At 73.9% G+C, this 1,846-nt stretch carries 2 protein-coding genes; both read left to right on the forward strand.

What is annotated here, in order from left to right; all coding sequences use genetic code 11:
- The first annotated feature begins 161 nt into the window (after positions 1–161).
- Positions 162–953 carry an MEDS domain-containing protein gene (locus AB0C29_RS46415; protein ID WP_360834501.1) on the forward strand — a complete coding sequence of 264 codons (792 nt, stop codon included), beginning with the start codon at positions 162–164 and terminating at the stop codon, positions 951–953.
- Positions 950–1,846: sensor histidine kinase (locus tag AB0C29_RS46420; protein ID WP_360834503.1), on the forward strand; the 897-nt coding region annotated here is incomplete at its 3' end. The genes AB0C29_RS46415 and AB0C29_RS46420, both read left to right, overlap by 4 nt.

The following is a 1,846-nucleotide window of genomic DNA, read 5'->3' on the forward strand; positions in this document are numbered from 1 at the left end:
CCGCGCGCTGCCCGGCCCCGACCTCGGCGCGTCCGCCGTGACCGGCGCGCAGCACGCCGGACAAGCCTGATCGAAGTGCTCCTCGGACGGGTCCGCGATGTCGTCACCGGCGGCTCGGCTGGATACTGTTGGGCGATGACCACTGCCGCGGTGTCCGGCACGTGAGCCGGGCCGCCGTGGCCGGGCACGTGTGCTGGTCATATGACGACTACGAGCCGTTCGACGCCTACGCGCGGGAGTTCCTGCGCGCCGGGCTCGAGGCCGGTGAGCGGGTCTGGTACATCCCGGGCCGGCACTCCACGGAGACCGCGGAGTGGCTCGCAGCCCAAGCAGCAGCGTCCGTGCTCTCGTCCGAGCAGGCCTATCCCGGCGGTCTGATCGTCGACCCGGCCGCTCAGGTCGCCGCCTACACCGCCGCGACCGAGGACGCCCTGGCCGCCGGCTTCACCGGCCTGCGCGTGGTGGCCGACGCGACGGCGTTCGTACGCACCGACGAGCAGCGGCACGCCTTCGCCCGGTACGAGTACGCGATCGGGCGTTACATGCGCACCGCCCCGATGCGCGCCGTGTGCGCCTACGACCGCCGTGAGCTGGGCGATCACGCCGTCGCCGAGCTGGCGTGCATGCACGAGTCCAGCCACGCCGAAGGCGTCATGTTCCAGCTGCATCCCGGGGCCACGACCGCCGACGCGGTGCTCGACGGCGAGGTGGACGTGTCGGTGGAGGAGCTGTTCGCCGGCGCCCTGCGGCACACCGACCTGGCCCCGGCCGGTGGGGAGGTGGTGGTGGACGCCGACGACCTCGACTTCATCGACCACCGGTCGCTGCTCATCCTGCAGCAGTACGCCGAGACCCAGAAGATGACCGCCGTGGTCCGGACCCGCCTCGGTGCCGCCGAGCGCCTCGCCGGGCTGCTGGAGCTGGCCCACGTACGGGTGGAGGTGACCCGATGAGGACAGGTGCCGCTGCCGGGCACGCCGGCTATTTCCACGAGGCGGTCTGCTACGACTCCGACGACGATCTGCTGGCCGTGGCGGTCCCGTTCCTGCTGGGCGGCGTCGCGGCCGGCGAGCCCACCATCGTCGGGCTGGGCGGGCGCAACGCCGAGCTGGTGCGTGCGGCGCTACCGGCCGGCTGCCCGGTCACGTTCCTGCCGGGTGGCTCGGTCTACGCGCGGCCGGCCGGGGCCATCCGGTCGTACCGGGGGCTGCTGGCCGACCACGTCGCCGGCGGGGCCGCCCAGATCCGGATCATCGGCCAGCTGCCGGTGGAGGCGCTCGGCGTGACCTGGGACTGGTGGGCGCGCTACGAGTCGGCCATCAACCACGCCTACGACGAGTTCCCGCTGTGGAGCATGTGCGCCTACGACACCCGGGTCACGCCGCCCGAGGTGCTCGCCGACGTGCTGCGCACCCATCCGCGTACGGCTCTGCCGGACGGCCGGCACGTGCCCAACAGCCAGTACGTCGACCCGGTGCCGTACCTCAGCGAGCCCCGGCCCCCGGTGCCGGACCCGGTCGAGCAGACCGCGCCGCAGGCCGACCTGCTCGATCCCGGCCTGTCCGAGGCGCGCCGGGCCGTCCGTGACGCCGACCGGGGTCACCTGCCGGCCCAGGACGTCGACGACCTGATCGTGGCGGTCAGCGAAGCGGTGGCCAACGCCCACCGGCACGGCCGCGGGCCGGTGCGGATGCGGCTGTGGAGCGGCGCCGACCGGATCGTCGTCACGGTCACCGACTCCGGCGCCGGGCCCAAGGACCCGTTCGCCGGGCTGCTCGCCGCGGGCGACGGCAGTGCCGGTGGCCTCGGCCTGTGGATCGCCCACCAGTCGTGCAACCACGTCGCC

Origin of the sequence: Actinoplanes sp. NPDC048791 (assembly GCF_040650095.1) — a bacterium.
Taxonomy (GTDB): domain Bacteria; phylum Actinomycetota; class Actinomycetes; order Mycobacteriales; family Micromonosporaceae; genus Actinoplanes.